A 23668-nucleotide genomic window follows, 5' to 3' on the forward strand; every position below is an offset into this window, starting at 1 on the left:
GAGACGGGGTATCAACATATCTGGCGTTGACTTTTGGCACGCTGTTGAGTTCTCAAGGAACGGTCGCTTCCTTTGTACTCACCCTCTCGGGCTTTCCTCTGGGCGCTTCCCTTCGGTGTTCCAAACTCTATCAGTGTTTTTCCGGCCCTCCGAACCACCGTCCTGCAGGCATGCAGAAGGCGATCCGAAGATAGGATCTGACAAGTTGGTTGCTGCCCGGCCAGGACACGAAGTTGCGTCGCTCAGCCCCAAGCAGGAGTACGACTGTACACGCGGCTGCGGAGCGGGTGCAAATCGATTTGGGGTATGGTCTAGACCACTTCGGGGTGCTCACGCGGAACCGGCACTTCAGGTGACATACGCTGCTGAACAGTGTGCCGCCCGGTACCTACAGGGACGGCCATATCGATCTCCACCCCTGGGAGGCTTCCCATGACCACCGTGACGTCCCCGCTCGCAGGACGCGCCATCGGACTGGCAGCCGTGCCGGATCCCGTCTTCTCCGGGGCCATGGTCGGCCCGGGCACAGCGATCGACCCCGTACGTGAGCCTTCCGAGGCCGTCTCGCCCGTGGACGGCGTCATCGTCTCCCTGCACCCGCACGCGTTCGTCGTCGTCGACGAGAGCGGACACGGCGTGCTCACCCACCTCGGCATCGACACCGTGCAACTCAACGGCGAGGGTTTCGAGCTGCTCGTGAACAAGGGCGACACCGTCAGGCGCGGTCAGGGCGTGGTGCGCTGGAACCCGGCCGCAGTCGAGGCGGCCGGCAAGTCCGCGGTCTGCCCGGTCGTGGCACTGGAGGCCACGGCCGAAGCTCTCTCCGATCTTCGCATCGACGGCGAAGTGAAGGCCGGCGACAGTCTCTTCCTCTGGAAGTGACGTCAGTGCCGTCCTATGACGGCGAGAACGACAACCAACGCGGCGGCGGGGCCCGCCGCTCTATCGGAGACGGGTGAGATGGAGACAACGCTGCGAGGCGTCGGCGTGAGCCACGGTGTGGCCATCGGCGAGGTTCGGCACATGGGAACGGCGGTGCTCGAGCCGCCCGCGAAGCAGATCCCGGCGGACGAGGCGGAGCGTGAGCAGGGGCGCGCCCGCAAGGCCGTGGAGGCGGTGGCGGCGGACCTGATGGCACGCGGCAACCTGGCCGGCGGCGAAGCCCAGGCGGTGCTTGAGGCGCAGGCCATGATGGCCCAGGACCCCGAGCTGATGGCCGACGTGGAGCGGCGGATTGCCGTGGGCAGCACGGCGGAGCGCGGGGTGTACGACGCGTTCGCCTCCTACCGCGAGCTGCTGGCGGGGGCGGGTGAATACCTCGCTGGTCGCGTGGCCGACCTCGACGACGTGCGGAATCGTATTGTCGCCCGTCTGCTGGGGGTGCCGATGCCGGGCGTCCCCGACAGCGACGAGCCCTACGTCCTGGTTGCCCGTGATCTTGCTCCGGCCGACACAGCGCTGCTGGACCCGACTCTGGTGCTCGGCTTCGTCACCGAGGAGGGCGGTCCGACCAGCCACAGCGCGATTCTGGCCCGGGCGCTCGGGGTGCCGGCCGTGGTGGCACTGCCGGGTGCCGGTGAGCTCGCTGAGGGCACGATGATCGCCGTCGACGGCAGCACGGGAGAGATCTTCGTGGACCCGAGCGACGAGAAGAAGTCTCAGCTCGAGGCAGCGGCCGCTGAGCGGAAGGCCGCGTTGGCGGCGTCGACCGGGCCCGGTGCCACGGCGGACGGTCACAAGGTGCCGCTGCTCGCGAACATCGGTGGTCCCGCTGATGTGGCGGCCGCCGTCGAGGCCGGTGCCGAGGGAGTGGGTCTCTTCCGTACCGAGTTCCTCTTCCTGGACGACAGCAAGCAGGCGCCGTCCGAGGAGAAGCAGGTCGCTGCGTACCGGCAGGTGCTCGAGGCGTTCCCCGAGGGGCGTGTCGTGGTGCGGGTGCTGGACGCGGGTGCGGACAAGCCGCTCGACTTCCTCACGCCGGGCGACGAGCCGAATCCGGCGCTGGGCGTGCGAGGTCTGCGGACACTGCTCGACCACCCTGAGGTCCTGCGCACCCAGCTGACCGCGCTCGCGAAGGCGGCGGAGGGACTGCCGGTCTACCTCGAGGTCATGGCCCCGATGGTGGCGGACCGTACGGACGCCCGGGCCTTCGCGGACGCCTGCCGTGAGGCCGGGCTGCGGGCGAAGTTCGGCGCGATGGTCGAGATCCCTTCTGCCGCACTGCGGGCTCGCTCGATCCTGCAGGAGGTCGAGTTCCTGTCGCTGGGGACGAACGACCTCGCTCAGTACACCTTCGCCGCCGACCGTCAGGTGGGCGCGGTGTCCCGTCTGCAGGATCCGTGGCAGCCCGCTCTGCTCGACCTGGTGGAGCTGTCCGCCGAGGCGGCGAAGGCCGAGGGCAAGAGCTGTGGTGTCTGTGGTGAGGCCGCGTCCGACCCGCTGCTCGCGTGTGTGCTGACCGGTCTGGGCGTCACCTCTCTCTCCATGGGTGCTGCGTCGATTCCCTACGTCCGGGCGACGCTGGCGAAGTACACGCTGGCGCAGTGCGAGCGGGCCGCGGCGGCGGCGCGGGCGACGGACAGCGCCGAGGCCGCGCGCAGCGCTGCGCAGGCGGTGTTGTCGGGCGAGTAGGCAGGTCCTTGCCCGCGACGACGGCTTATCTGGAGGGGCGCTCCACGGAGGTGGGGCGCCCCTCCAGCATTTTCAGTGCTGGTGCCCTGGGGTCGGTTTGCCCTCCCGGAGGTCGGGCGGCGCGCAGTAGTCGACGTTGGATTCCGGTGAGATCAGGTCTCCCGATTCCACGTCGGTGCAGTAGGCGTCGAAGACCTCTCCCGCGGTGAGGGGTTCGAGTCCGTGGGCGCGCAGGCGCCAGCCGTAGACGCGGTCGGGGGTGTCCGGGGCGCTGACGCGGATGACGAGTCCCCCGGGGCTTTCGGTGGCCAGGCCGAGGGCCAGGACCGTGGTGAACTCGAGGGCTTCGCTCTCGTCCAGTTCCAGGGCGGCCCCGTCGTCGGTGATGTGGAGGGCGGCGATGAGGCTTTCGGGCGGTCCGGTGACGCTGCAGACGAGGTGGCGGTTGCCGGGTGGCGCCGTGTCGAGGATGCGGACGAGGAGGTCCGTGGCTCGGGTGAAGGCGGCGCGTCCGATGTCCTCGCCGCAGGAGGTGCAGGCGCCCAGTCGGGCGAGGAGGGTGGTCGCGTACTCCCAGGTGGCCTGCCGTACGGCTTCGTCGACGAGGGCGGGGAGCAGGTCGGCGAGCGGGCGGCCGTCGTAGGGGAGGGTCGGGCCCGTGAGCGCGATCTGTGCGGTGAAGCGTGTGCGGCTCGACGGGTTGTCGGGGTTCAGGCCCTTTTGTGCGCAGAACTCGGCGTACTCCTCGGGGTCGAAGAGGGCCACCGTGGTGTGGCTGCCCTGCAGGGAGCGGGTCCTGAGGAGGGCCTCCACCTGTTTCAGGTAGGTCGCGTGGTCGGCGAAGGTGAAACTGCGGTAGCGACGCATGGCCCGGAAGTCGTGCTCGTCGGTCAGCAGGCCGATGGTGCCGGCGATTTCGCGGTGCAGGACGCGTCGCATGGTCCGGTTGTCGGTGTGCGCCATTGTTTCCCCCTGTGCACGGTCGATCAATGCTCACTCACAGTAACCGGCGGCACTGACAACGTGTCCCTCGCCCGGTGATCGCACAGTCGGCCGAGGGAGGAAGGCGCAGGTCAGGGGGATATCCGATGCGTCTCCTGCGCCTTGAGCCCTGATGACAGGGAGTTGTGTGCTGGGGGTAGTCGCGGTCAGGCTCGTTTGCGGGCCAGGTCCTCGTAGAAGCCGAGCAGATCGAGGTTGTCGATGGAGCCCGGGTTGACCGCCTTCTCCAGCGGGGTGCCTTGGAGGAGTCGCTTGACGGGGACCTCGATGCGCTTGCCGGTGAGGGTGTGCGGGACGCCGGGCACTTCGATGATCTCGTCGGGGACGTGGCGCGGTGAGAGCTGCTCGCGGATCGTCTGCTTGATGCGGTTCAGCAGGGACTCGTCGAGGGCGTGGCCGGGGGCAAGGTGAACGAAGAGGGGCATCCAGTAGCCGCCGTCGGGCTGCTCGATGCCGATGACGAGGGACTCCCTGATCTCGGGGAGGCGTTCCACTGCTTCGTAGATGTCGGCGGATCCCATGCGGACGCCCTGGCGGTTGAGCGTGGAGTCGGAGCGGCCGTGGATGACGACGGATCCGCGGGAGGTGACGGTGATCCAGTCGCCGTGCCGCCATACGCCGGGGTAGGTGTCGAAGTAGCTGTCGTGGTAGCGGCTGCCGTCGGGGTCGTTCCAGAAGTGGATGGGCATCGACGGCATGGGGTTGGTGACGACCAGTTCCCCGACCTCGTCGACGAGGGGGCTGCCGCTCGGGTCCCAGGACTGCAGGTCGGTGCCGAGGCACGGGGCCTGGAGCTCGCCGACGTGGACCGGGAGGGTCGGTACGGCTCCGGCGAAGCAGGAGCACACGTCGGTGCCACCGCTGACGGACGCGATCCACAGGTCGTGGCGGACCTCGTCGTGCAGCCAGCGGAAGCCGTCGGGCGGCAGGGGCGAGCCGGTGGTGGCGACGCACTGGACGGAAGAGAGGTCGAAGTCGCGGGCCGGGTGCACGCCGGCCTTGCGGCAGGCCATGACGTAGGCGGCGGAGGTGCCGTAAAGGGTGGCCTGGGTGCGTTCGGCGATCCGCCACTGGGCGCCGGTGTCGGGGTAGCCGGGGCTGCCGTCGTAGAGGACGATCGTGGTGCCGGTGAGCAGGCCGGAGACGAGGAAGTTCCACATCATCCAGCCGGTCGAGGTGTACCAGAAGAAGCGGTCCTCGGGGCCGAGGTCGCAGTGCAGGCCGAGTTGCTTGAGGTGTTCGACGAGGATGCCGCCCTGCGACTGGACGATGGCCTTGGGAAGGCCGGTCGTGCCGGAGGAGTAGAGCACCCACAAGGGGTGGTCGAAGGGCACCTGCTCGAAGACGGGGTCCATGTCGGCCGAGGTCAGGGCCGACCAGTCCAGGGCGCCCTCGGGTGCCTCGGTGCCGAGGAGCGGGATGTGGATCACGGCGCGCAGCGTGGGCAGTTCGCGGCGCAGTTCGGCGACGGTCTCGCGTCGGTCGTGTTCCTTGCCGCCGTAGCGGTAGCCGTCGACCGTGAAGAGCACGACGGGTTCGACCTGCTGGAACCGGTCGAGGACGCTTCGGGCGCCGAAGTCGGGCGCGCAGGAGGTCCAGACGCCGCCCACGGCGGCTGTGGCGAGGAGGGCGACCACGGCCTGCGGGACGTTGGGGAGGTAGCCGCTGACGCGGTCCCCGGGACGTACGCCGAGAGCGCGCAGCTCGGCAGCCAGGGAGCCGACCTGGCGGCGCAGCTCGGCCCAGGTGACGGGGCGGGGTTCGTGTGTCTCGTCGACGTGCAGGAGGGCTGGTTCGTCGGCGCGGGTCTCGGCCGCGCGCAGGGCGTGTTCGGCGTAGTTGAGGGTCGCTTCGGGGAACCACTGGGCGCCCGGCATCGAGCGGTCGCCGAGCACGCGCGCGTAGGGGGTCGAGAAGCGGACGTCGAACCACTGGGTGACGGCTTTCCAGAAGGTGTCCAGGTCGTCGACGGACCAGCGCTGCAGGGCCGCGTAGCCGCCCTCGGCGGGGGCGCCGTGGTGTTCGGCGGCCCAGGCCTGGAACCTGGTGATCCGTGCCCGGGCGATGCGCTCGGGGTCGGGCTGCCAGAGCGGCTGGAAACTGTCGGTCGACATGGTCGGCTCCCGGACTGTGCGCGTCGTGTGCGTCCTCCGCGCACGGGCTGGGGTGTGCGCGTGAGCGGCTGGCACGGACAATGCCATGTGATCGACTTCGACACCAGGGTGCGCCCCACATAGTCCGTGTCGTGAAGATGTGGTCCTGGCACGGGTGAACGGCAGTTGAACGACACCCGTGCGCGGGGCTGTCAGTGGCAGGGTGAGCAGCATGAACGGTCGTGACCTGGTGCGTTCGGTGAAAGCGGTGGCTTCGGTGGGGGCGGCGCAGGGTGTGCGAACCGTACGAGCAGCGTGGCGCAGGCGCCGGGCCGACGCCACCGGGCTGCCGGCGCGGGGGGCGGAGCGTGCGCGGGTGCCCGGGCCCGTGGAGGACGCGGAGCCGGGGCCCGGAGGCGGGGTCATCCGGTTCAGCCGGTCTGAGCTGCGGATCCTGGTGGCCGTGAACGGGGCCGTGTTCTGGGGCTGGGACGGGGCGGAGCCCGAGCCGTCGTACGCGCTGGCCGGCCGTTGTCCGGAGCCGGATCCGCGGGCGGTCCTGGAGCCGGACAAGGACGGCGGCTGGCGCGTGGTGGCCGAGCGGGTGACGGTCGTGATCTCGCGGCACGGCGCGGTGGAGGTACGCACTCCGGGTGGCGTGACCCTGCGGCGTGATCTGCCGCCGCGGTGGTGGGAGCCGGTCGGCGGCGGCCCGGCGCGGTGGATGCAGCGGTCGGAGGTGGGCGCCGACGCGCGGTTCTTCGGGCTTGGTGGGCGCACCTCGGGTCCTCGGCTGCCGGACGGGACGTACCGGCTGTGGAACACCGATCCCGGCCGTGCCTTCGCGCCTGGGGACGACCCGCTGTACATCACGATGCCGGTGCAGCTGGTGGTGTCCGACGGCGGTACGCATCTGGCGTTCCACGACAGCTCGTGGGACGGCACGGTGACGCTGCGGGAGGGTGAGGAGGGCGCGGGTTCCGGGCACGACCGGGCCGGGACGAGCCAGCTGCGGATGGACGGCGGTCCGCTGCGCTGCTGGGTGATGGTGGGGACTCCCGGGCGCGTGCTGCTCGCCTGGGCGTCGCTCACCGGTGCGCCCGCACTGCCGCCCGCGTGGGCGCTCGGGCACCATCACGCGCGGTGGGGGTTCGGCAGCGAGCAGGAGGTGCGGCGGGTCGTCGCGGGGTACCTGGAGCACGGTCTGCCGCTGGACGCCGTGCACCTGGACATCGACCACCTCGAGGCACATCAGGTGTTCACCGTCGACCAGGACCGCTTCCCCAAGCTGCCCGTGCTGGCGGAGGAGCTCCGGCGGGACGGCATCCGGCTGGTGTCGGTCGTCGACCCGGCCGTGAAGGCCTTGCCCGGCCGAGCGGTGTACGACGGCGGGGCGGCCGAGGACGCTTTCGTGCGGGACGCCTCGGGTGAGGTGGTGGAGGGTGTCGTGTGGCCCGGGGAGGCGGTGTTTCCCGATTTCACGCACGCGCGCGTGCGTGAGTGGTGGGGTGGTCTCTACGAGGAGCGGCTCGCCCAGGGCTTCTCGGGTTTCTGGCATGACATGAACGAGCCCACGTCGTTCACCGCCTTCGGGGAGTCGACGCTGCCTCGTTCGGCCCGGCACTCCCTGGAGGGGCGGGGCGGTGACCACCGCGAGGCGCACAACGTGTACGCGCTGTGTATGGCAAGGGCCGGCTTCGAAGGGCTGCGGAAGCTCCTGCCCGAGGAACGGCCGTTCGTGTTCTCCCGCTCCGGGTGGGCCGGCATGCAGCGCTACGGGGGGACGTGGTCGGGGGACGTGGCCAGCGGCTGGCCGGGGCTGCGGGCGTCCTTGGCGCTGGTGATGGGGCTGGGGCTGTGCGGCGTCCCTTACTCGGGGCCGGACATCGGGGGCTTCGACGGGGATCCGTCCCCCGAGCTGTATCTGCGGTGGTTCCAGCTGGGCGCCTATCTGCCGCTGTTCCGTACGCACGCGAGTCTGCGGGCGGGACGCAGGGAGCCGTGGGAGTTCGGTGGCGAGGTGCTGGAGCACGCGCGCGTGGCGCTCGTCGAGCGCCGGCGGCTGCTGCCCTACTTCGTGACGCTGGCGCATCTGGCACGGCGTACCGGAGCGCCCTATGTGCGGCCTCTGTGGTGGGCGGCGCCGGAGGAGCGGGCGCTGCGTGACTGTGGGGACGCCTTTCTGCTGGGTGACAGCCTGCTGGTGGCGCCGGTGCTGGACCCGGGCACCGACCGGCGTGCCGTGCAGCTGCCGCGGGGGCGCTGGTACGACACCGCGACAGGGCAGGCCTACGAGGGGGCGGCGCAGGTGCTCGTCGACGCGCCTCTGTCGCGGATACCGGTGTTCGCCCGCGCGGGTGCGGTGCTTCCCGTACGCGGGGAGGACGGCGGGCTGGAGCTGGAGGTGTGGGCGCCCGCCCGGGGACGGGCCGGGGGCGGGCTGGTCGTACCCGACAGGGGCGACGGGTGGGACGAACCGGAGATCGAGCGCTACACCGCTCGGTGGATGGGCTCGCGGGTGGTCGTGGAGCGGGAGGGTGAGGACGACGGGGGCGCGCCGCCCTACCCGGTGCGCGTCCGCGGGGCCGGGGAGCTCTGAGCTCAGATGTACCGGCCCTCGAACCAGGCCCGTACGGCAAGGGTGTGCAGGGGGAAGGCGAGTTCCTCGGGTCTGCGCAGGAGGTGCCAGCCCTCTGTTTCGTCCGTGGCGGCGGAGGAGGGCAGGCCCTCGGCCGGGCGCTCCGGGAGGAGACCGAACAGCAGCAGGTGTCCGTCGGGTGAGCTCATCGCATCGACCAGCCGTACGTCACGGCCGGCCGCGTCGATGCCCGTCTCCTCCCTGAGTTCGCGTATGACGGCCTGCCGCCAGTCCTCCCGGTCGTCGATGTAGCCGCCGGGCAGGGCGGTGCCCCCGCGCGCGGGAGGGATGGTTCGGGTGATGACGACCAGGGCGGTGCCGTCGGTGTCGTACACGGGCTGGAGGGCCACCGCGACCGGGAGCGGATTGCGGTAGGCCACGGCCCCGCACGCCGGGCAGGTGCGGGGCCAGCCGGTGACGCCCTTTGCGTAGGGCGCGCCACAGTGCGAACAGTGGGAATTCGGCGCGGAGTTGGAAGCGGGGTGTTGGGTTTCGGACACGCGGCGGACTGTAGCCGATCACGGAGGGGGCGCCTCGAGCAGGCTGCTCAGTGAGCGCCGCTGAGCGACTCCCTGGACACCGGGAAGTCGAAGTACGTGTCCGGATAGGTCTCGGGCTTGAAGGTGTAGTGCCACCACTCCTCTGGCAGGTTCACGAATCCGAGGCCTTCCAGGGTGCTCTTGAGCAGCGACCGGTTGGCACGCTGTTGGCCCTGGACGCGGGGGTCGAGGGTGTGCGAGAGGGTGTCGAAGCAGTCGAAACCGGTACCCATGTCGATCGAGTTGTCGGGGAACCGCTCGCCCTGGGGAGCGAAGCACGGCGCCAAGGGCTCCCCGGGACGGTAGGGCCGGGTCGGCTTCGCCGGGAGCCTGACGAGCGTGACGTCCAGGGTCGAACCGCGACTGTGGCCGGACTTCGCCGCGATGTAGCCGTCGGCGAAGAGCCGGGTCTTGTCGACGTTCGGGTAGAACTCGCCCTTCATCGCCTCGTCGTCGAGGTCCTCGGCCCAGCGGACGAAGTGGTCCACCGCCCGCTGTGGCCGGTAGCAGTCGTACACCTTGAGCGTGTAGCCCTGGCGCAGGAGCTTCCGCTGGGCCTTGTGGAGGGCTTCGGCGGCGGGGCGGGTGAGGATGCAGCTGGGCTGCCGGTAGCCGTCGATGCGCTCGCCCACGAAGTTGTGCGGGGTGACGTAGCGCATCTCCTGGATGATCGTCGGGTCCACGCTTCTCAGCGCCACGAAGTCCTTCGGCGCCTTGGGGTCGGTTCCGGCCCGGGCGGTCGCGGTGGGGGCGGTCGATGCCAGCAAGGCGGCGAACGCGGTGATCAGGACGCGTGCCACGGTGGTGAGTCGTGTCATGCCCTTGCGTCTATCAGGAGCGGGGGCACCGTGGAAAGGGATCGCGTGCGGCGTGGCGACCACCCGGCGCTTCCGCTCTCGTGGGCTGCCGATCTCCGACCGGCCGTGACACACTTCTGACGTTCCGTCAGATTCCGTCTGGGGAGGGCGCTGTGGCGCGTGCACGAACACCTGTGGCGGCAGGGTGGTTCGCCGGGGAAGGGGATGACTTCCGGCTGCTCGGCACACGCTGTTCGGCGTGCGCCTCGGTCTTCTTCCCCCGCGAGGACCATCACTGCCGCAACCCCGACTGTGCGGGCGGCGAGTTGGCGCCGACCCCGCTGTCGCGGCGGGGACGCATCTGGTCGTTCACGGACAGCCGATACCGGCCACCGTCACCCTACGTGACCGATCCGGAACTTTCGTGGGAGCCGTGCGCGTTCATCGCTGTGGAGCTGGAGGCCGAGCGGATGGTGGTGCTGGGACAGGCGGCTCCCGGGATCACCGTCAAGGATCTGGCGGTGGGCCTGGAGGTTGAGGTCGTGCCCGGTGTGCTCCACGAGGACGCGGAGACGACCTGGACGACGTGGTATTGGCGGCCGACGGGGGTGACGGCATGACGGAAGAAGTGGCGGTGCTCGGCGCCGGCATGCACCCGTGGGGCAAGTGGGGGCGCAACTTCGCGGAGTACGGCGCCGCAGCGGCCCGCGCGGCTCTCACCGATGCCGGGCTGGAATGGCGGGACATCGGCGCGATCATCGGCGCGGACACGGTGCGGGGCGGCTACCCCGGGTATGTCGCCGGGGCGACGTTCGCGAAGGCACTGGGCTGGCAGGGGGCCCGGGTCGCCAGCGTGTACGCGGCGTGCGCGTCCGGCGCGCACGCCGTCGACGCCGCACGGGCCCAGATCCTCGCCGGGCTCGCCGATGTGGTGCTCGTAGTGGGGGCAGATGCCGCTCCCAAGGGATTCTTCCGTCCTGCGGGCGGCGACAGACCGGACGATCCCGACTGGCTCCGGTTCCGGATCCTCGGGGCGACCAACCCCGTGTACTTCGGGCTCTACGCCCGCAGACGCATGGCGCTGCACGGCGACACACCGGACGACTTCGCACAGGTGAAGGTGAAGAACTCGGCGATGGGCGCGCTGAACCCCTTCGCTCGTTACCGCAGCCGCGTCACCGCCGAGGAGGTCGCCGGCTCCGCCGTCGTCGCCGACCCGCTGCGGCTGCTCGACATCTGCGCGACCTCCGACGGCGGCGCGGCGGTGGTGCTCTCGAGCATGGAGTTCGCGCGCGGGCACGGCCGGCCGGAGCCGGTGCGGATCCGAGCCGTGTCCACAGTGACACCGCGTTACCCGAATGCCGTGCTGGACCTGCCGGAGATCGCCACGGACTCCGCGGTGGCCGTGGATCCGCCCGAGGAGACATTCCGGAGATCGATCGCCCGCACGGCCTACGAAGAGGCGGGCACCGGGCCGGAGGACCTGTCGCTGGCCGAGGTCTACGACCTGTCCACCGCCCTCGAGTTGCAGTGGTACGAGGACTTGGGGCTGTGCGGTGAGGGTGAGGGCGTGAAGCTGTTGCGGGACGGGGCGACGGCCCTGGGCGGTCGCGTACCGGTGAACGTCAGCGGTGGACTGGCCTCCTTCGGCGAGGCCGTTCCGGCACAGGCGATAGCCCAGGTCTGCGAGCTGGTCCGACAGTTGAGGGGTGAGGCGGGCGACCGGCAGGTCGTGGGAGCACGTGTGGGTATCACCGCGAACCAGGGGCTGTTCGGGCACGGGTCGGCGGTGATCGCGGTGCGGTGAGCCCCAGTGGCCCTGGACCGGCACCGCGGCTGGTGCGAACTGGTGCCCGTCGTAATGACGCATCAGGCCCGGGCCCGAGCCCTTGGTCTTACGCTGTGTGATCGCACGGGAATCCTGCGTGAACGTCTCATGAACTGGGCTTGGGCGTGCGCCGGTGGCGTCAATCATGCTCCCGTGCTCTCCTGGACGGATACTCTCCGCTTCGCCTTCCAGCCGGTGGTCAATCTGACGACCGGCGCGGTCGCGGGGCTGGAGATACTCGCCCGCCCGGAGACCGGCGACATCCTCGCCGAGGCCCGCCGGGATCCCGAACTCGACGGTCGGCTGGCGGTGTCGGCGATCCGCGCGGCGGTACGCAAGGAGACCCTGCTTCCGCTGTTCGTCAACGTGTTCGCCGGGACCCTCGCGGACCTCGGCGGGCTGCCGTCACTGCACGATGCCGTGCGCGGGGCAGGGCGGCTTCCCTGGGAGGTGACGCTCGACCTCTGCCCGCCGTACACACATGTGCCGCAGCAGGCTCTGCTGGACGCGGTGGCCTCGCTGCGCGGGCAGGGCTTCCGGATCTGCGCGGACGGAGTCGGGGACGGGGATATGCCCCTGCGGCTGCTCTCGGACCTCTCGCCCGGCCTGGTGAAGCTGGACGCGTCGCTGCTGGCCCGGCCGGCGGTGGTGCGGTCGATGCGGACGCTGTGCGACGAGCTGGGGGCGCTCCTGGCCGTCGAGGGCGTGGAGACCGAAGGGCAGTGCGCGGCGGCACTCGCGGGCGGGGCGCAGCTCGCCCAGGGCGAGCTGTTCGCGCCGCCGGCGCGCCTGCCCGCCACCGACGTCTACGTCCCGCCCCGCTCCCCCGCCGATGCGGCCGCACCGCGGACCGGGCCGTCGGTGCGCGAATTCGTCCGGCCCGCCGCTCTGCTGCCGGCCACCGCCTCCGCTGGACAGGTGCGAGCCCTGCTGACGGGGGCGCCCGACGTGTCCGGGGTGCTGCTCGTGGACAGCACCGGCCTGCCGGTCCGGTCGTTGCACCGCTCCCGCTTCCTGCTGTCGATGTCGGGCCGCTACGGGCATGCCCTGTACGCCGACCGGCCCGCGGCCAAGCTCGGGGACCCGCCGCGGACGGTGGGCGTCGACGCCACGGCGTGGGAAGTGCTGGACGTGGTCGCGGTCGGAGGACGGGACCGCACCTCGGACGACGTGGCCGTGGTGGACGAGTGCGGGCGGTGCGTGGGAGCCGTGCGGCTCGCGGACCTCGTGCGAGCGCTGGCCGAAACACGGGTGGAGGAAGCGGCAGGGCTGAACCCGCTGACGCGTCTGCCCGGCTCGGACGCGATCACCGCCGAGGTGGACCGGCGGATCGCTGCGGGGCGGGCGTTCGCGTTGAGCTGGCTGGACGTCGACCACTTCAAGCAGGTCAACGACGGGGCCGGATTCGCTGCGGGCGACGATCTGATCCGGGCGGTGGGCCGGGCGCTGCAACAAGCCGCGACGGACGGCGCGCGCGTGGGGCACATCGGCGGGGACGACTTCCTGGTGCTCGCCGATCCGGACGGTATCGATCCGCTGGCCGCCTCGGTGCTGGACGCTTCCTGGTCGGCGGGAGGCCGGCCGGTCACGCTGTCGCTCGCGACGGTGGTGTGCGCGCCGGGCAGCGTGACCGGCCACCGGCAGGCCGCGGCCTGCCTGGCTCCGTTGAAGAAGGCGGCGAAAGCGCTGCACGGGGCGAGTTGGGTACTGGGCCGGGCGGGGATGCCTGGCCACGAAACCCTCCGGGGCTCGCAACCGGCACCGACACCGGCGTCAGCGGGGTGCGGGGCGGCGGTCGAGCGGGGCGCGCACGGCGTCTGAGACGCGTGGGAACGGCTGAGCCGCGGTGACGCGACCGTGCTCGGGGCGCGGGTGCCGGATTCCTGCCGACGGGCTCCTGGCCGGCGGGCTCCTGACCGACGGGCTCCTGACCGACGGGCTCCTGACCGACGGGCTCCTGGCCGGCGGACCCGACGGGGTCCTGGGCGACGGACCGCATCAGCGGGTTCCTGGTCGGCAGCGCACGCTGGGTTGCGGTGCTGCCGACGTCGTGCGCGGACGCGGCCGGCAGCGGCCGCCAGGGCCCTTCCGTGGTGGCCACAGCCCCGCGGAACTCCTGCGGTTGAGAAACCGCCAGGTCAGGTGAATCCTGGACACTAGCAAGCGAGGAGTCAGGTGCGGCTGGGCTTTCGCCCCAGGCGGAGCCCGGCGGAGGCCGGACACCATCAGCCAAGCCTCGCGCGGCTCACCCAGGCCCGCGCGGGTCCTGAACAGATCTGAACAACGACCCGACCGGGCGCGCCGTGGCCGAGCAACCGGCCCGCCGGCCCACCGCGAGCCCGGCGGCCGTCGAATGGCCGTCAACCGTTGCGGTCGGCGACCTTGACGCTCTCTGGGTGCCGGTGAACACTTCCCGTGTCAGTCGACATCACCGTACATAGGCGGCGTATCCCGGCACTGCGGCGCGTGGACGCGCCTGCGCCAAGGCCTGCTCCTCACGGGCGACTGGCTGCGACGGCACGCTCGTCACGGATGCCGGGCGGGGCGCGGTCTCCGCCTTCGGCTGAAGTAGCCACGGGAAACGCACCCTGCAGGTGAGAACCGGGGCCGATCGTCCCGGGCCAGGGCTGAGGAGCCGCCATGAGTAACGGAGACATTTTCGTCGGCGAGATGATCGGCACGGCGATTCTGATCCTGTTCGGTGCCGGCGTGTGCGCCGCCGTCACCCTGAGATTCTCGAAGGCCAGGGCGTCAGGCTGGATCGTCATCGCGTTCGGCTGGGGATTCGGTGTCCTGGCCGGCGCGTACACCGCCGCCCCGCTGTCGGGAGGCCACATCAACCCCGCCGTCACGCTCGGTCTGGCCGTCGACACAGGCGTGTGGGACAAGGTGTGGATCTACCTGCTCGGGCAGATCGTGGGGGCGATGCTGGGCGCCGTCCTCGCGTACCTGCTCTACTTCGCCCAGTTCCAGGCCAACGTGCGGAAGACGGGCACCACGGAAGGCACAGAGGACGAGCCGGTACCCACGCTCGGCATCTTCGCCACCATCCCTGAGATCAGGAACCCGGTCGCCAACCTGATGACGGAGATCCTCGCGACCATCGCCCTGGTGCTGCCCATCCTTGCCCTGGTCGGCGACAACAGGGTCGTCCAGGGCGTCGGCATCGGCCCGATCCCGGGCGAGGGAGCCGGTATCTATGGTTCCGGCATCTCGATCTTGTTGGTGTCCCTGTTGGTCGTAGGGATCGGTCTCTCCCTCGGTGGCCCCACAGGCTATGCGATCAACCCGGCACGTGATCTCGGCCCGCGCATCGTGCACCAGTTCCTCCCGATCCCCCACAAGGGAGCATCCGACTGGGGGTACGCATGGGTCCCGGTGGTGGGACCTGCTGTCGGCGGAATCCTCGGGGCCCTCATCTACAACGCAGCCTTCTGACCAGCCGAAGGGACAGCCATGACGGACAACTCCGCGAAGTACGTCGCAGCCATCGACCAGGGCACCACGTCGAGCCGCTGCATCGTCTTCGACCAGGACGGCGCCATCGTCGCCGTGGACCAGCGTGAGCACCGCCAGATCTTCCCGAAACCCGGCTGGGTGGAGCACGACGCCACCGAGATCTGGTCCAAGGTGCAGGCGGTGGTGGCGGGGGCGATCGCGAAGGCCGGCCTGAGGGCCGACCAGCTGAGCGCGATGGGGATCACCAACCAGCGCGAGACGACCCTCCTGTGGGACCGGGCCACGGGAAAGCCGGTGCACAACGCCATCGTCTGGCAGGACACGCGGACGGCGGCGCTGTGCAATCAGCTGGGCGGCTCGGAGGGGCAGAACCGCTTCCGTGAGCAGACGGGCCTGCCGCTGGCCACCTACTTCTCCGGGCCCAAGGCGGCCTGGCTGCTCGACAACGTGCCCGGTCTCCGGGCGCGTGCCGAGCGCGGTGAGATCGCCTTCGGCACGATGGACTCCTGGCTGATCTGGAACCTCACCGGCGGCACGGACGGCGGGCAGCACGTCACCGACGTGACCAACGCCGGACGCACCATGCTGATGAACCTGGAGACCCTCCAGTGGGACTCCTCGATCTGCGCCGCGATGAACATCCCCGAGGCCATGCTGCCCGAGATCCGCTCCTCGGCCGAGGTGTACGGCACCGCCGTCGGCCAGCTCGCCGGTGTGCCGGTGGCCTCGGCGCTGGGTGACCAGCAGGCGGCTGTGTTCGGTCAGGCCTGCTACGACGTGGGCACGGCGAAGAACACCTACGGCACGGGAAGCTTCCTGCTGCTCAACACGGGCACCCGCCCGGTGGCGTCGAAGAGCGGCCTGCTGACGACGATGGGGTACAAGATCGGCAGTGAGGCGCCGGTGTACTGCCTGGAGGGGTCGATCGCCATAACGGGCGCGCTGGTGCAGTGGTTCCGCGACCAGCTCGGCATCATCCGTACCGCCGACGAGATCGAACCCCTGGCGGCGAGCGTGGAGGACAACGGCGGCGCGTACATCGTGCCGGCGTTCTCGGGCCTGTTCGCGCCCTACTGGCGCTCCGACGCGCGCGGCGTGGTCACCGGCCTGACCCGCTATGTCACCAAGGCGCACCTCGCGCGCGCGGTGCTGGAGGCGACGAGCTGGCAGACACGCGAGGTCGTGGACGCCATGTACCAGGACTCCGGGGTGCACATCACCACCCTGAAGGTCGACGGCGGCATGACGAAGAACAACCTGCTCATGCAGCACCAGGCGGACGTGCTCGACGTGCCGGTGGTGCGGCCCAAGGTCTCCGAGACGACCTGCCTGGGCGCCGCCTACGCGGCCGGTCTGGCCACCGGTGTGTGGAACGACCTGGACGAGCTCAAGGCGCACTGGCAGAAGGACGTCGAGTGGACGCCGGACATGGAGGCGTCGGTTCGGGACCGCGAGTACCACAACTGGCGCAAGGCCGTGGAGAAGAGCTTCGGCTGGGAGGAGGGCGGCGACAACTGACCACGTGCGCGTGGAGCGTCGCTTCGACCGCGACCCGTACCCCGGTCGGCGGGGGTACGGGCCGCGTACGCCGAGACGATGTCAGCCGGTCACGGCCTCGCGGCGGTCGGCCGCGTACGCCATGGCGTGCTGGACGACGCCGATGAGCGCCTCCTTGACCGACTCGCGGTCGCGGGCGTCGCACATCATGAGCGGGACTCCCTCGTCGAGGTCGAGGGCCTGGCGGACGTCCTCGATCGGGTAACGGGGAGCGCCCTCGAAGCAGTTGACGCCGACCAGGAAGGGGATCGAGCGCCGTTCGAAGTAGTCGACGGCGGCGAAGCAGTCCTCCAGGCGTCGGGTGTCGGCAAGGACGACCGCACCGAGCGCTCCCTCGGAGAGCTCGTCCCACATGAACCAGAACCGCTCCTGACCGGGCGTGCCGAAGAGATACAGCACGAGGTCCTCACGGAGGGTGATACGACCGAAGTCCATGGCCACGGTCGTGGTGTTCTTGCCTTCCACGCCGCTGGTGTCGTCGACCGGGCGCCCGGCCTCGGTGAGCAGTTCCTCGGTGCGCAGCGGCCTGATCTCACTGACCGCGCCGACGAGCGTGGTCTTGCCCACGCCGAAGCCGCCGGCCACGAGGATCTTGAGCGTGACGGGCTCGACCGGAGGCTTGCCGCGCTCAGAACGCCCGAAGATCATCGATCTCTTCTCCTGCTTGATGGGGGTCGGGCGACGGCGGGCCATAGCCTCCGCCGCCTGGGGGTGCGATGACGAATACGTCGCCGGTGACGAGGTCCGCGCCGTCGGCGGCGACACGCTCGTGGACCTCGAAGACCCGCCCGTACAGCGGCTCGGGCAGATCGATGCGGCGGGCGAAGACGCTCGGGCGGCGGTTGGGCGTGAGCAGCCGGCCGTCCGGGCGCCTGGCGGGCACGTCGGTGCAGGTGAAGTCCCGGTCCACCGGGAACTGCCGTCCAGTCACGTCAGTACCCCGCTTCCACGCTGCTCACAGCGCCCGGAGGCCGTTGATCACGTCGCGCAGAATGCTCTCGTCCGGCAGCTCGGCGGGGGGTACGGGCCGGTTCACATGGACGAACTCCGCGTCCACGAGATCTCCGACAAGGACCCGTACCACCCCGATCGGCAGGTCGAGTTCCGCTGCGAGTTCGGCGACCGACTGCGGGATGTCGCGGCACAGTTCGACGATGTCCACGTGCTCAGGGGAGAGCATGTGGTCCGCTTCCGGATCGTCCGCGTGCGGCTCCGCGACCACGACCGCGATCAGGTCCAGGCGGTGCTGGCCCTGGCTGCTCGTGCGGCCGCGGGTCATGGCGTACGGACGGACGACCGGCCCGGCCTCGTCGTCGAACCAGTGGCTTCTTCCCTGACCGTCAGCGCTCATGTCATCCCACTACCCGCCTGCGGGCAGATCGGTGCGCGGAGCGGCAGCCAGATGCACGCCCACCCGCTTCACGAGGAGCGTCATCTCGTAGGCGACCTGGCCGACGTCCGAGTCGGCGGCCGAGAGGACGGCCAGGCAGCTGCCGTCGCCGGCGGCCGTCACGAACAGGAAGGCGTCATCGAGCTCGACGACCGTCTGGCGGACGTTGCCGGCCTCGAAATGGCGCCCCACGCCCTTGGCGAGGCTGTGGAACCCGGAGGCGACGGCGGCCAGATGCTCACTGTCCTCCCTGGTCAGGTCCTTGGACACGCCCGTCGGCAAACCGTCGCCGGAGAGCACGAGGGCCTTGCGAATGCTCGCGACACGGTCCACCAGGTCGTCGAGGAGCCAGTTCAGCTCGCCCGTGTTGGTCGTGTGGCCGGTCGCCTTCGGTGCGGTCATCGACCGTCCCCCTCTGTCGTTCCTTGTGGTGCTGCGCCGCTGTGGGCGGCATCGCCCTCGGCGTTCTCCTCACGGCCGCGCTGCCAGCCACGCTGGAGCGATGCCATGCGGCTGCGTACTTCATCGGCGTCGCGCTCGACGGGCTCGGCCGCGTCGGTACGCGGCTCCGAGCTCCGCTTCAGCTGCGGGGCCAGGCTGGCCTGCCGGACGCGACGGGGCAGCGGCGCGGTGCCGGAGCCGGTCTGTCGGCGCGCGGGCCCGCCGGTGGTCTCCGGCGTGGAGCCGGAGCCGTGCTCGGGCCCGTCCGGGCCGCCCGATGCGATCTCCACGCGGCGGGTCCGCCTCGGGAGCGTAAAGGGTTCCGGCCGGTCGCCGGCGGCGCTGCCGGGCGGGGCCGGGGAACCGGTGTGGTCCTCGTCGCGGCCGGTCGTGCCGATGCCACGGCGGGCGGAGTCCGTCCCGCGACGGCGTGCCGGCAGCGGCGGCGGTGCGTCCGGCTGGGCGTCGCCCCGCCGGCTGCCGGCCGAGGAGCTCTCGCCGCGGCGCCGGGCCGGAAGGGCGGACGCGGGCTCGGGACCCGGCCGGCCGGCGGCCGGGCCGTCCGCGGGCTCCTCGCCCCGGCGGCGTTGCGGGAGCGCTGCGGTGGGACTCGGCTCCGTTCGGCCGGTGCCCGGGGCGGTCTCCTCGTCCGTCCTTCCCCGCCGGGGGCGCTGGTCGGTGACGGGGCGCCCGTGCGAGCTGACCAGCTTGGGAGTGTGGCGGCGGGGCAGCGAGACCGGAGCACTCAGCTCGTCGTCGCTGTCGGCCCGCTCTCCCTCGCTGCGGGCGTCGGTGGTCTGCCGGCGCGGATCGGTGCGGCGGCCCGCGGTCTCCTCCGGGGCGCGGGTGAGGGAGTGGCGGGGGCGGAACAGGCCGCCGTGCTCACTGTCCTCGTCCTGGATGGCGCCGGGGAAGTCTTCGACGGCGTCCAGGTCGACCGGGGCCTCCAGCTCGACCGGACCATCCAGCAGCGAGGCGGGCAGGCCGGGGCGCTGTGCGGGAGCCTGGGACAGGGCGGCGCGGCGGCTGCCCTGCGGCTCGCTCCCCGAGGCCAGCTGGGGGCGGTCGAGCCGGAATCCGAGGCCGTTGGTGTCCGGGACGTCGTCGGTCAGCAGCGCGTCGGGGACGAAGACCACAGCGGTCGTGCCGCCGTACGGGGAGGGCTGCAGGGAGACCCGGACGTTCTGGCGCTGGGCGAGTCGGCTGACCACGAACAGGCCGAGCCGGTCGGTGTCGGAGAGCTCGAACTCCGGCGTCTCGGCGAGCCGGAGGTTGGCGTCCAGCAGCGCTTCGGCGGCCATGCCGAGGCCGCGGTCGTGGATCTCCAGGGTAAAGCCGTTGGCAACCCGCTCGCCGAGCACCTGCACGGCGGTGTGCGGCGGCGAGAAGACCGTGGCGTTCTCCAGGAGTTCGGCCACGAGATGCGTGAGGTCGGCGACGGCCGGGCCGGTGACGGCGATCCGCGGAAGGCGGCGGACCTCGATGCGCTCGTAGTCCTCGACCTCGGCGACGGCGGCGCGTACGACGTCCATGAGCTGGACGGGCTTGCGCCACTGACGGGAGGGCGCGGCGCCGGAGAGGATCACCAGGCCCTCGGCGTGCCGGCGCATACGGGTCGTCAAGTGGTCCAGGCGGAACAGGTCCGCCAGTTCCTCGGTGTCCTCGGTCCGGCGCTCCATGGCGTCGAGGAGGGTGAGCTGCTTGTGGAGCAGGACCTGGCTGCGGCGCGCGAGGTTGACGAAGACCTCGGAGACGCCTGCGCGCAGCTCGGCCTGCTTGACGGCGGCCTCGACGGCGGCGCGCTGCAGGGTGTTGAGGGCCTGGCCGACCTCGCCCATCTCGTTCTTGTCGTACTCGAGGCGCGGGACCTCGGTCTCGACGTCGACCTGCTCGCCCGCGGAGAGGCGGCGCATGACGCTGGGCAGGCGCACTCCGGAGGCCTCGTGGGCGTCCAGACGCAGCTGCCGCAGATCGCGGATGAGGGTGCGGCCGACGCGTACGGACAGGAAGAGGGAGAGCAGGAGCGCGATCAGGCCGAGTGCGCCGGCGATGACCGCCTTGGCGATGACGCCGACGGCGACGGGGTGGACGCGGTCCTGGTAGCGGTCGTTCGCCTGGTCGTTGAGGGTGCCGAGCTCGTCGAGCACGTTGCCGGCGGCGCTGTCCCAGCTCTTGGCGGAGACGCCGCGGGGGGCTCCGGCCCCGGAGGAGACGGCGGCTTCCTCGGCCACGCGCAGGGGAGCGGAGGAGGCGTTCTTCCAGAAGCTCTGGTAGCGGTCACGTTCGGCCACGGGCAGCAGCGGCAGGTTGACGTCGTACATCAGGGTGCGCTGGGCCACGAGGTCGGAGATGTCCCGCTCTTCGGAGTGGGAGATCCTGCCGACGATCAGGGCGGAGCCGAGGAGGGCGTCCTCGCGGGACAGCAGTTCGCGGGCACGGGCCAGATTGACCAGCGCGCGGTACTGCTTGTCCAGTTCGACGTTGTCGACGACGTGCAGGTTGGCCAGGAGGACGTAGCAGGGGTCGACGAGCCGGTTGTAGAGGTCGAGGGCCTGGGTGCGGTTGACGGTGCCGTCCTCGACGCTGCGGCGCAGCGACTCGATACCGTCGAAGGCGTCCAGGACCGCGGTCAGCCGCTCGTCGGTGTCCGCGCCCATCGCGTCGCGCACGTCCGGGTTCCGGGCGTTCTCGCGGATGCTGCCGACGGCCTCGTCGGTGGCGGTCCGGCTGCGCCGGAGCGCGGCGAGCCCGTCGGAGGCGCGGGGGTCGGCGAGGTAGACGAGGGTCTGGCGGCGTTCCTCCTGGAGGAAGCGAACGGTGTCCTCGATGGGGTAGCCGATCTTCTCCACCACGGACGACACGTTGAACAGGTCGCCCGCCTCACGTCCCGTGAGCACCGTGGCGAAAGCCCAGATCGCGGTCAGGGACACCAGCGGCACGAGAAGCAGCGCCACGATCTTCCGGCGGATGGACTTCCCGCGAAAGCGCATGGCCTCCCCCAGCTCGGGCCCCCGGCTACCGGGGGTACACATGTGCGTCAACAAACGGCGCGAGCCTACTACCGACCCACAGGGAACTCGAAGACCGGTCCGGAACCTGAACTTCCGCGCCAGCCACGAGGCATGGCGAGTTGTCCGGGCATTGCGGGAGTTGTCTCCCCGAAACCGGTGGTCGCGACGTGACTCAATCCTCGAACTCCGCCAGGGCGGTTGGCTGAAATTTTTCGGTTTTCGGGAATCTTCACGAGGAGTCGTTCGTCCTTCTCTTTGGGAAACGGGGGCGGAATCGGCCACAGGAGCCGCGTCCCGCACCTGGGCGGCGTAAAACAGCGCAAGCCGGGCAGCCACTGGGGAGCACGGGTCTTCGGATGCGAGCGAGCGGTCTGCTGGCGGTGGGGAGTGACACGGTGATGGGCACGGCGGAACGGCGCGGTGCGCCCAGGGTTGATGGGGCGCAGCTGACGGGGCATCGGGATCCCGGGGCGACCGATCGCGACATACCCGAGGGCGTGGCGGAGCCTTCGGGACAGACGGAGGTTCAGGCTCACGAGGTGGATCGCGGCGCCCGGGCGCAGCGGTACTACCGGCCCTTGTGGGTCGAGGAGCCCGCGCGGCGGCGGCGCATGCCGGATCCGGTGCGGACGGCGGCCGTACGGGCGGTCCTCCTCATAGCCGTGACGCTGATTCAGGCGATGGTGGCCTTCCTGTGCACGATGGCCGGGTCCTGGCTGGCGTTCCCGATGGTGATCAGCAGTGTGGTGAGCACGATCGCGGCCACATGGGGTGCGCTCGACGTGTGGGTGACGCGCCAGGTCTGGAACCAGCGCCACGGGGTGGTGTCCGTGCCGAGCAGCACGGCGCGGGCCCTGCGGCGCGAGCGGCGCCGGACCCGGCGGCAGGAGCGGGCCGCCGAGCGGGCGCAGGAGCGGATACGCCGGCGGGGTGGAGCCGGGCAGTTGTCCCACTCGTGAGGGGTGGGGCGCGGCGGGCCCGGTGACCGGATGCGCGTGCGGCCGCCGGGCCGGGGCCCCGAGCCGGCACCTCCTCAGCGTAGGACCGACTGTGCCCGCCCCTCCCCCGCGCTCCGCGTGAGTTCGCGTCTTGCGCGCATGAAGGGACGCGGGCGGTCCACGGCGAGTACGGCCGTCGTACGGCCGTCCCGCTCGTACCGGGCGAGGAAGCCGCCTTCGGCCGGTGCGCCGTCGGAGAGTTCGCCCTCGGTGACGCGGACGGTGTCGCCGTCCCTGTGCCGGCCGGCGAACTGGATGCGGGCGCCGTACTGGTCGGACCAGAAGTAGGGCACCGCCACGGCGGTCTCGGCGGTGCATCCGGCGAGCAGGTTGGTCACGGCGACCTTCGGCTGCCGGGTGGCGGACGTCCAGTGCTCGGCGCGGTGGCCGCCGACGCTGGCGACGTCGCCCACGGCGACGACCTGCGGCAGGGCCGACACACAGCCGTCGTCGCACAGGACGCCGTCCCGCAGGGCCAGGGTGGAGCCGGCCAGCCAGGCGGTGTTGGGGACGGCGCCGATGCCGACGATCACGATGTCCGCGGGGAGGGTACGGCCGTCGGTGAGGTCCACTCCGGTGACGGCGGCGGTACCTCGCAGTCCGGCCACGCCGGTGCCGGTGACCAGGTCCACGCCGGCGCGGCGGTGCAGCGCGGCACACACGGCGGCCATCTCCGCGCCCAGCTGGGGCACCAGTGGGAGCGGGGCGGCCTCGACGACCCTGACGGAGTGGCCGAGGGAGGAACACGACGACGCGGTCTCGGCGCCGATGAAGCCGCCGCCGATGACGACGACCCGGCGCGGACCCCGGGCGAGTTCCTCGCGCAGGGCCCGGGCGTCGTCGAGGGTGCGCAGCGTGTGCACTCCGGCCAGGGTGTCGCCGGGCAGGCGCCGGGCCGAGGCGCCGGTGGCGATGACGACGCCGTCGGTGGAGACGGTGCGGCCGTCGTCCAGCAGCACGGTCCGGCCTCGGGCGTCGAGGGCGCGGGCACGGACGCCGAGGATCCACTCGGCGCCGAGTTCTGCGGTCTCTTCGGCGTCGGTGAGGGCGAGTTGGGTCTCGTCGGCCCGGCCCGTGAGGAAGTCCTTCGAGAGAGGTGGTCGGTCGTACGGGGCGTGGGGTTCGTCACCGATGATCACGAGACGTCCGTCGAAGCCCTGGGCGCGCAGTTCCCGGGCGGCGTAGAGACCGGAGAGCGAGGCGCCGACGATGGTCACGGTTCGCATGCGGGGTGCCCCCTCTCACCGGCCCGGGTACGGCATCCTCGGGCCCTCGGCCCCTCGT

Annotated in this window: 18 protein-coding genes and 1 pseudogene; 9 read left to right on the forward strand and 10 right to left on the reverse strand. The window is 71.2% G+C overall.

Annotated features, from left to right (window positions below; genetic code table 11):
* Positions 1–432 precede the first annotated feature (432 nt).
* Positions 433–882 carry a PTS sugar transporter subunit IIA gene (locus IO24_RS0124180; RefSeq protein ID WP_031138762.1) on the forward strand — a complete coding sequence of 150 codons (450 nt, stop codon included), beginning with the start codon at positions 433–435 and terminating at the stop codon, positions 880–882.
* A 78-nt stretch (positions 883–960) separates the two neighbouring features.
* Positions 961–2631: a phosphoenolpyruvate--protein phosphotransferase gene (gene ptsP / locus IO24_RS0124185; protein ID WP_031138764.1), complete on the forward strand. Its 1671-nt coding sequence runs from the start codon at positions 961–963 to the stop codon at positions 2629–2631.
* 72 nt (positions 2632–2703) lie between these two features.
* Here ptsP and IO24_RS0124190 read toward each other — a convergent pair whose 3' ends face one another.
* Positions 2704–3594, reverse strand: coding sequence for a hypothetical protein (locus tag IO24_RS0124190; RefSeq protein ID WP_031138766.1), 891 nt, complete (start codon positions 3592–3594; stop codon positions 2704–2706).
* A gap of 185 nt (positions 3595–3779) precedes the next feature.
* Complete coding sequence (locus IO24_RS0124195) at positions 3780–5747, reverse strand: acetoacetate--CoA ligase (protein WP_031138768.1); 1968 nt, start codon at positions 5745–5747, stop codon at positions 3780–3782.
* A gap of 211 nt (positions 5748–5958) precedes the next feature.
* Between IO24_RS0124195 and IO24_RS0124200 the strand changes: the two genes are divergently transcribed.
* Positions 5959–8325, forward strand: a complete 2367-nt coding sequence (locus IO24_RS0124200) for a glycoside hydrolase family 31 protein (protein ID WP_031138770.1) — start codon at positions 5959–5961, stop codon at positions 8323–8325.
* A 2-nt stretch (positions 8326–8327) separates the two neighbouring features.
* On the opposite strand, the gene IO24_RS0124205 is transcribed toward IO24_RS0124200, so the two are convergent.
* Entirely contained in the window at positions 8328–8864 is a 537-nt protein-coding gene (locus tag IO24_RS0124205; protein WP_031138772.1) for an NUDIX domain-containing protein, read from the reverse strand.
* 47 nt (positions 8865–8911) lie between these two features.
* Complete coding sequence (locus IO24_RS0124210; protein ID WP_031138774.1) at positions 8912–9721, reverse strand: M15 family metallopeptidase; 810 nt, start codon at positions 9719–9721, stop codon at positions 8912–8914.
* 173 nt (positions 9722–9894) lie between these two features.
* Here IO24_RS0124210 and IO24_RS0124215 point away from each other — a divergent pair, with 173 nt between their 5' ends.
* From IO24_RS0124215 to glpK, 5 genes are all read left to right on the forward strand, one after another.
* Positions 9895–10320 (forward strand): Zn-ribbon domain-containing OB-fold protein, encoded by a 426-nt coding sequence (locus tag IO24_RS0124215; protein ID WP_031138776.1) that lies wholly within the window; start codon positions 9895–9897, stop codon positions 10318–10320.
* Positions 10317–11507, forward strand: a complete 1191-nt coding sequence (locus tag IO24_RS0124220; protein ID WP_031138778.1) for a lipid-transfer protein — start codon at positions 10317–10319, stop codon at positions 11505–11507. Before IO24_RS0124215 ends, IO24_RS0124220 begins: the two co-directional genes overlap by 4 nt.
* Positions 11508–11681: 174 nt before the next feature.
* The gene (locus IO24_RS0124225; RefSeq protein ID WP_037668350.1) at positions 11682–13349 is read left to right on the forward strand and encodes a bifunctional diguanylate cyclase/phosphodiesterase; all 1668 of its coding nucleotides are present in this window, start codon (positions 11682–11684) and stop codon (positions 13347–13349) included.
* 819 nt (positions 13350–14168) lie between these two features.
* On the forward strand, positions 14169–14966 hold the full coding sequence (locus IO24_RS0124230; RefSeq protein ID WP_031138782.1) for an MIP/aquaporin family protein: 798 nt from the start codon (positions 14169–14171) through the stop codon (positions 14964–14966).
* 18 nt (positions 14967–14984) lie between these two features.
* Positions 14985–16505, forward strand: coding sequence for a glycerol kinase GlpK (gene glpK / locus IO24_RS0124235; protein ID WP_031138784.1), 1521 nt, complete (start codon positions 14985–14987; stop codon positions 16503–16505).
* Positions 16506–16586: 81 nt separating this feature from the next.
* Here glpK and IO24_RS0124240 read toward each other — a convergent pair whose 3' ends face one another.
* From IO24_RS0124240 to IO24_RS0124260, 5 genes are read right to left on the reverse strand one after another with little or no spacing between them, the layout of a single operon-like run.
* The gene (locus IO24_RS0124240; RefSeq protein WP_031138786.1) at positions 16587–17192 is read right to left on the reverse strand and encodes a GTP-binding protein; all 606 of its coding nucleotides are present in this window, start codon (positions 17190–17192) and stop codon (positions 16587–16589) included.
* Positions 17173–17475, reverse strand: coding sequence for a hypothetical protein (locus IO24_RS46660; protein WP_107063009.1), 303 nt, complete (start codon positions 17473–17475; stop codon positions 17173–17175). Before IO24_RS46660 ends, IO24_RS0124240 begins: the two co-directional genes overlap by 20 nt.
* Positions 17476–17499: 24 nt before the next feature.
* Positions 17500–17895, reverse strand: a complete 396-nt coding sequence (locus IO24_RS0124250) for a DUF742 domain-containing protein (protein WP_031138790.1) — start codon at positions 17893–17895, stop codon at positions 17500–17502.
* Positions 17896–17904: 9 nt separating this feature from the next.
* A complete protein-coding gene (locus IO24_RS0124255; RefSeq protein ID WP_031138792.1) occupies positions 17905–18336 on the reverse strand; it encodes a roadblock/LC7 domain-containing protein in 432 nt (143 codons plus the stop codon).
* On the reverse strand, positions 18333–21365 hold the full coding sequence (locus IO24_RS0124260; protein ID WP_031138795.1) for a nitrate- and nitrite sensing domain-containing protein: 3033 nt from the start codon (positions 21363–21365) through the stop codon (positions 18333–18335). Before IO24_RS0124260 ends, IO24_RS0124255 begins: the two co-directional genes overlap by 4 nt.
* 578 nt (positions 21366–21943) lie before the next feature.
* On the opposite strand from IO24_RS0124260, the pseudogene IO24_RS0124265 reads away from it, so the two are divergent.
* A pseudogene (locus IO24_RS0124265) lies at positions 21944–22345 on the forward strand (hypothetical protein); the annotation flags it as partial.
* Between the two features lie 74 nt (positions 22346–22419).
* Here the strand turns inward: IO24_RS0124265 and IO24_RS0124270 are convergent.
* Positions 22420–23610 carry an NAD(P)/FAD-dependent oxidoreductase gene (locus IO24_RS0124270; RefSeq protein ID WP_031138799.1) on the reverse strand — a complete coding sequence of 397 codons (1191 nt, stop codon included), beginning with the start codon at positions 23608–23610 and terminating at the stop codon, positions 22420–22422.
* Positions 23611–23668 lie beyond the last annotated feature (58 nt).

This window comes from Streptomyces flavovariabilis (assembly GCF_000725785.1).
Classification (GTDB): domain Bacteria; phylum Actinomycetota; class Actinomycetes; order Streptomycetales; family Streptomycetaceae; genus Streptomyces; species Streptomyces hawaiiensis.